Below are 6,531 nucleotides of genomic sequence, written 5' to 3'. Positions count from 1 at the left end.
AGCCGTCCCCGCCGGTCAGTTCGACCCCCGGGACCTCACCGACTTCCAGCTCGACGAACTCGTGCACCGGATCATCGGCCGCATCACCCGCCTGATCCGCACGGAACTCCGCCTGGACCGCGAACGGATCGGCAAACTCCGCGACCCCCGCCACTGACCGCCACGGCAAGGCACAACCCCGCACCCCACCGGATCACCGCCCCGCAACGACAGAAAGGCCCACCCCCGATGTCCCGCCTCGACCCGGGCTCCACCATCTGGTTCACCCTCAGCATCGACGGCGAGAGCCTCGGCTACTTCAACGGGTGCGAAGGGCTGTCGTCGCAGGTGGAGATCGAGCACCGGCAGGAGGGCGGGAACAACGGCTTCGTATGGCAACTGCCCACCCGCGTCACCTTCTCCACCATCCGGCTGACCCGCCCGCTCACCCCGGACACCTCCAAGGTCGCCAAGTGGATCTCCTCCGTGCAGACCGGGATCAGGCGCCCCACCGGGCAGATCGCGGCGCTGCGCGCGGACGGCTCGGAGGTCGCGCACTGGGGGCTGATCGACGTGCTGCCGGTGAGCTGGCAGGGGCCGTCCCTCGACCCGGCCGGGCCGGCCGTCGCCACCGAGGTGCTGGAGATCGCCCACCACGGGTTCACGGACTAGACGGGGCGGGCGGGAGACACACCATGGCCACCAGCAAAGGCGCGGGCAAGAGCCTCGTCCGGGCGAGCCTCGCGATCCACGAGCCGCCCGTCGGGGGCAGCACCACCCCGGGCGGGCTCATCAAGACCTTCGCCTTCGACTTCAACCCGGCGCAGCTGTCACTCACCCGTCGCGCCCAGTGGAAGACGACCCCCGCACAGATCGAACGGGACGGCTCGCTACCGGAGTTCATGGGTTCGGAGCCACGCGAGATGAGCGTCGAGATCTTCCTCGACTCCTCCGACGAGCCGTCCAGCAACTCCGTGCTGAAGAAGGTCGAGTCGCTGCTCGCCTGCTGCGATGTGACCACCAAGTCCATTGCCGCGAAGCAGCCTTCACCGCCCTGGGTGGTGTTCCAGTGGGGGTCGTTCTCCACCGCCCGCTTCACCGCCTACGTCTCCTCCGTCGAGGCCGCCTACTCGCTCTTCGGGACGACCGGCGTGCCCATCCGCGCCACCTGCCGACTCCAGCTGCACGAGATCCCGAGCAACACCAAGGGCCAGAACCCGACTTCGGGCGCGCTCACCGCCCGTCGCGTGCACCGGGTTGTCGCGGGCGACTCGTTGCAGTCGCTGGCCTGGCGGGAGTACGGCGACTCCGCCGCGTGGCGGGCCATCGCCGAGGCCAACGGGATCGACGACCCGACGCGGCTCGCGAACGGTGTCGAACTCGTGCTGCCCGCCGCCGAGGAGGTGCGTTCCTGATGGTGAAGGCCGCGTTCTCCAACGTCGTCGAGGTGAGGATCGGTGGGGCCAAACTGCCGTCCGAGTACGCCCGTTGCCTCGTCGACAGCTACGTCGACCAGGGTGTCGGGGTGCCTGCCGCGTTCCGGCTCACCTTCCGTGATCCGTACCGGCTGATCCTCGGCAAGCTCGGCGTCACCTTCGGCACGAAGGTCGTCATCGCGCCGGTCGCCGACGGACAGGGCGCCTCCGATCCGCTGCTCACCGGTGAGGTCACGGGACTTGAGGCCGACTACGACGGCACCGGCACCTTCACCGTCGTCCGCGGCTACGACTTCGGCCACCGGCTGCTGCGGCAGCGCCGCGTCGCCGCCTACCGCAACCAGAGCGCCTCCGACATCGCCCGCAAACTCGCCGCCCAGGACGGCGTTCCGATCGGACGGATCACCTCCACGCGCACGGTCTACGAGTTCATCTCCCAGTCCAACGTGACCGATTGGGACTTTCTCGCCCGGCTCGCCGACGAGAACGAGATGGTCATGTCGGTCGACGCCGACGGCAAGTTCCAGTTCGTGGAGCCGAAGCCCTCCTCCGGTGCGCCGTCCCCCGAAACCGACGGCGACAAAAGCCCGTTCGTGCTCCAGGCCGGGCACGACATCCTGCGGCTGCGCGCCGCCGTGACCGCCGCCGACCAGGTCGCCACCGTCGAGTCGCGCGGCTGGGACGTCACCACCAAGAAGAAGCTCACCGCGACCGCGCCCGGCACCTCCAACCCGGCCATCGGCATCGGCACCACCCCGGGTGCGGCGGCCGGCAAGTTCAAGACCGCCAAGCTGGTCGAGACGGGCACGCCCTACGACAAGCAGAACGAGGTCAAGTTCGCCGCCGACGCCCTCGCCGACGACGTCACCTCCTCCTTCGCCGAACTGGAGGTCGTCGCCCGCGGAAATCCCAAGCTGCGCCCGGGAGTTCCGGTCGCGCTCGCGGACGTGGGCACGCCCTTCGAGGGCAAGTACACCGTCACCTCCGTACGGCATGTCTTCGGCGACGGCAAGCACTACGAGACCTGGGTGACGGTCAGCGGACGGCAGTGGCGCTCGCTGTACGGGCTGGCCTCGGGCGGCTCGGAGACCGCGCCCCGACTGCCCGGTGTCGCCAACGCCCTGGTGACGGACGTGAACGACCCGCTCAAACAGGGGCGGGTCAAGCTCCAGTTCCCGTGGCTCGACGACACGTACGTCAGTGACTGGACGCGGACCGTGCAGCTGGGCGGGCTCGGCGGCGGCGGGGTGTTCCCGATGGACGTCAACGACGAGGTGCTGGTCGCCTTCGACCGAGGGGCACTCGATCACCCCTTCGTGATCGGCGGGCTCTACAACGGCAAGGACAAGCCGACCGTCGTGAGCGATGTGCCGTTGCACGACGCCGTGCGGAAGAAGGCGAGCCGGCACACGGTCTCCGACCGGGACGGCAACCGGATGGACCTGCTCAGCCAGAAGACCGGTGGCCGCAAGCAGGGTGTCCGACTGGCCTCCGGGGACGAGAAGTTGACCATCAACCTGGACCGTACGAACACCGAGATCGTCGTCGACAGCAAGGGCACGGTCACCATCAAGGGCAGCCGGTCGGTGTCGGTCGAGGCCGGTACCGATCTCACCCTCAGTGCCCGGCGCAGTCTCACCATCAAGAGCGGTGGGCCGGTGAGCATCGAGGGGCGCGGGCTGGTCAACGTCAAGTCGACCACCGGAGCTGTCACGTTGGACGCGATGGGCGCCCTCAACATGAAGGCGATCGGCAACGCGATGCTCACCGCGGGCGCGAGCGTGCAGATCAACTCCATCGCCAACGTGGGCATTCGGGCCGTCACCGTGCCGATCATGGGCGTGGTCACCCTCAACGGCCTGGTACCGGTGGTGCTTCCGGCATGAGCGGACCGACGGACAAGAAACAAGCGGGTGTTGAGTGATGGCCGAACAATTCGTCGGCTCCGGCTGGTCGTTCCCGCTGCGCATCGGACCGACCGGCGGCATCGCGTTGGTCAGCGGGGAGCGCGAGGTCGAGGAGGCGATCCGGCTCGTGCTGTCCACGGCGCCGGGCGAGCGCCCCATGCGGCCCGACTTCGGCTGCGCCATCCACGACCTGGTGTTCGCGCCGGTCAACGAGCAGACCGCGGGCCGTATCCAGCACGAGGTGCACGTCAGCCTCGACCGCTGGGAACCGCGCATCGAGGTCGAGGACGTCGAGGTCACCGCCGGCACCGAGCAGAGCGTGCTGTACATCGACGTCCGCTACTCGATCCGCGGCACCAACAACCCGCGCAGCCTCGTCTTCCCCTTCTACGTCATCCCGTCCCACGACGAGCCGGACGACACCCCCACTGCGCCCGGCACGGCTGCTGAAAGCGACTACTGACCGATGGCTCTGCCCTCCCCGAACCTCGACGACCGCCGCTTCCAGCAGTTCGTCGACGACGCCAAGCGCTACATCCAGCAGCGCGCCCCGGAGTGGACCGACCACAACGTCTCCGACCCCGGCGTCACCCTCGTCGAGACGGTCGCGCACATGGCCGACCAGATCGTCTACCGCCTCAACCGGGTACCGGACAAGAACCACTTGGCGTTCCTGGACCTGGTCGGCATCACGCTCTTCCCGCCGTCCGCGGCCCGTACCGACGTCACGTTCTGGCTGTCGGCGCCCCAGGAAGAACCGGTCCAAGTGCCGCTGGGCACCGAGGTCGCGACGATGCGCACCGAGGGCGAGGAGGCGGTGGTCTTCGCCACCGAGCGTGAACTCGCCGTCGTACCCACCGCGTTGCGGCATCTCGTCGTGCAGCACCGGGGCAAGCAGGTGGTCGACCGGACCCACGACCTGGCCGAGGGCAACCACGTGATGTGCTTCGCCGAGTCACCCGACCCCGGCGACTCCATGCTGTTCGGCCTGACCGCCGCCGTCCCGCACTGCGCCCTCGCCCTCGAACTGGACAGCCGCGTGGACGGAGTTGGCGTCGACCCGCGCCAACCGCCCCTGGTCTGGGAGGCGTGGACCGCCGACGGCTGGCAGCCGTGCGAGGTGGACCGGGACGGCACCGGCGGCCTCAACCGCCCCGGCGCGGTCGTCCTGCACGTCCCCGGCGGCCACACCCTGTCCCGCAACGGCGGCCAAGAGGCCGGCTGGCTGCGCTGCCGCGTCACCGAACCCCACCCCGACCAGCCCTTCTACACCACCTCGCCGACCGTCCGCTCCGCCGAGGCCTTCACCATCGGCGGCACCACCACCGTCATCCACGCCGACACGGTCTACGACGAGGCGCTCGGCGAGTCCACCGGCCTGCCCGGGCAACGACTGAGGCTCGCCCACACACCGGTCGTCGGCGACAACCCGCCGCTCCTCCTCGAGACCGCCGAGCACGAGGGCTGGACGGACTGGCAGGTCGTCCCGCACTTCGCCGCCTCCGGCCCCGACGACCGTCACATCACCCTCGACGCGGCCACCGGCGAACTCGCCTTCGGCCCCGCCGTCCGCGAACCCGACGGCACCCTGCGCCAGTACGGCATGGTCGCCCCCAAGGGCTCGGTGATCCGCGCCCGCCGCTACCGCACCGGCGGCGGCCGGTCCGGCAACGTGGCACGCGGCGCCGTACAGATCCTGCGCAGCTCCATCCCGTACGTCTCCGAGGTCGTCAACCGCGAGGCGGCACGCGGGGGAGTGGACGGCGAGACCGTCCAGGAGGCCAAGACCCGCGCCCCGATCACCCTGCGCGCGCAGGAGCGGGCGGTGACTCTCCGGGACTACGAGGAGCTGTCCCGCCGGGCCGCCCCCGAGACCGCCCGCATCACCTGCCTGGAGGGCGACGAGGGCGAGCACGGGGCCTACGCCGTAAGGGTGTTGGTGGTGCCGCAGGCCGTGCCCGACCCCGGCGGACGGCTCCGCTTCGAACAACTGGTACCCGGCGACGCCCTGTTGGAGCGCATCACCCGCCATCTCGACGAACGGCGGCTGATCGGGACCCGGTTGGCGGTCGGCCCGCCCTTCTACCAGGGCGTCACCGTGGTCGCCACGGTCCACGCCTTCCGGGGCGTCGACACCGACCGGGTGCGCCGCCAGACCCACGACGCCCTCTACCGCCACCTCGACCCGCTCACCGGCGGATCGGACGGCAAGGGCTGGCCGTTCGGGCGCCCCGTGCAGTCCGGCGAGGTCTTCGCGGTGCTCCAACGCGTGCCCGGCGTCGAGCTGGTCGACGAGGTCGTCCTGCACCCGGCCGACCCCCTCACCGGCAAGCGCGGCGACCCCACCGACCGCATCGACCTGGAACGGCCGTCACTGGTGTTCTCCTTCGACCACCGCGTCCGCGTGATCGGAGACGGCGCGTGAACAACGTCAACTCCCGCCGAGGAGGCCCGCGTTGAGAGGATCAGTGGACGGCCTCGGCTCCTCCGCACCGATCGGCGCGATGCTGCCCGCCGTGTTCGCCGACGACGACCTCGCCCAGCGTTTCGTCGCCGGGCTCGACGAGGTCGTAGCACCCATCCTGAGTGTCCTGGACTGCCTCGACACGTACTTCCGGCCGTCGCTCGCACCGCTCGACTTCGTTCAGTGGCTGGGGAGTTGGGTCGGAGCGGAGACCGACGGCAGCGAACCGGAGGCGCGACTGCGGGCCGCCGTGGCCGCCGCCACGTATCTGCACCGCATCCGCGGCACCCGGCGCGGCCTGGCCGAGGCCGTCCGGCTCGCCTTCGGGGTCGAACCCGAGATCACCGAGAGCGGCGCCGCCGACTGGAGTGCCCGGCCGCTCGGCCCGGTACCCGGCGAACGCAGCCCCCGGCTGCACGTGCACCTGCGCCTCCCCGCGCCCACCACCCTGGACACCCACCGCCTCGACGCCCTCGTGGCGGCGGCCCGCCCCGCCCATATGCCGTACACGGTCCAGGTCACCACCACCGTGCCCGCCGAAAGGAACCCCGAGAGATGACGACCACCCAGAGCTGCGCCGAATGCGGAACCCGCGCGGAACCGGGCCAGTCGTTCTGCGACGCCTGCGGGGCCGTCCTGAGCTGGACGGACCGCGCGGGCGCCCGTGCCGGTGCCGGTGCGGCGGCCGAACGCGGTGCGGGCAACAGGGTTCCGGGGCAACGGAGTTCGGCCGACGACGACCCGG

General features: G+C 70.5%; 6 protein-coding genes and 1 pseudogene. All 7 read left to right on the top strand.

Going from position 1 to position 6,531, the window contains the following annotated elements:
* The first annotated feature begins 228 nt into the window (after positions 1 to 228).
* Positions 229 to 651 (top strand): phage tail protein, encoded by a 423-nt coding sequence (locus JHN45_RS49395; RefSeq protein WP_019071368.1) that lies wholly within the window; start codon positions 229 to 231, stop codon positions 649 to 651.
* Positions 652 to 674: 23 nt separating this feature from the next.
* Entirely contained in the window at positions 675 to 1,394 is a 720-nt protein-coding gene (locus JHN45_RS49390; RefSeq protein ID WP_200716866.1) for a LysM peptidoglycan-binding domain-containing protein, read from the top strand.
* The gene (locus JHN45_RS49385; protein ID WP_200716865.1) at positions 1,394 to 3,301 is read left to right on the top strand and encodes a VgrG-related protein; all 1,908 of its coding nucleotides are present in this window, start codon (positions 1,394 to 1,396) and stop codon (positions 3,299 to 3,301) included. The genes JHN45_RS49390 and JHN45_RS49385 overlap by 1 nt, the downstream gene beginning before the upstream one ends.
* A 37-nt stretch (positions 3,302 to 3,338) precedes the next feature.
* A complete protein-coding gene (locus JHN45_RS49380) occupies positions 3,339 to 3,785 on the top strand; it encodes a GPW/gp25 family protein (RefSeq protein ID WP_019071371.1) in 447 nt (148 codons plus the stop codon).
* 3 nt (positions 3,786 to 3,788) lie between these two features.
* Positions 3,789 to 5,747, top strand: a complete 1,959-nt coding sequence (locus JHN45_RS49375; RefSeq protein WP_200716864.1) for a putative baseplate assembly protein — start codon at positions 3,789 to 3,791, stop codon at positions 5,745 to 5,747.
* Between the two features lie 31 nt (positions 5,748 to 5,778).
* The gene (locus JHN45_RS49370) at positions 5,779 to 6,345 is read left to right on the top strand and encodes a phage tail protein (RefSeq protein ID WP_201056013.1); all 567 of its coding nucleotides are present in this window, start codon (positions 5,779 to 5,781) and stop codon (positions 6,343 to 6,345) included.
* Positions 6,342 to 6,531, top strand: a pseudogene (locus JHN45_RS49365) (zinc ribbon domain-containing protein); the annotation flags it as partial. The gene JHN45_RS49370 and the pseudogene JHN45_RS49365, both read left to right, overlap by 4 nt.

Source organism: Streptomyces sp. MBT53, from assembly GCF_016654115.1.
Classification (GTDB): Bacteria; Actinomycetota; Actinomycetes; order Streptomycetales; family Streptomycetaceae; genus Streptomyces.
The sequence above is the reverse complement of the archived record's forward strand: the minus strand, read 5'-3'. Positions and strand labels throughout refer to the sequence as shown.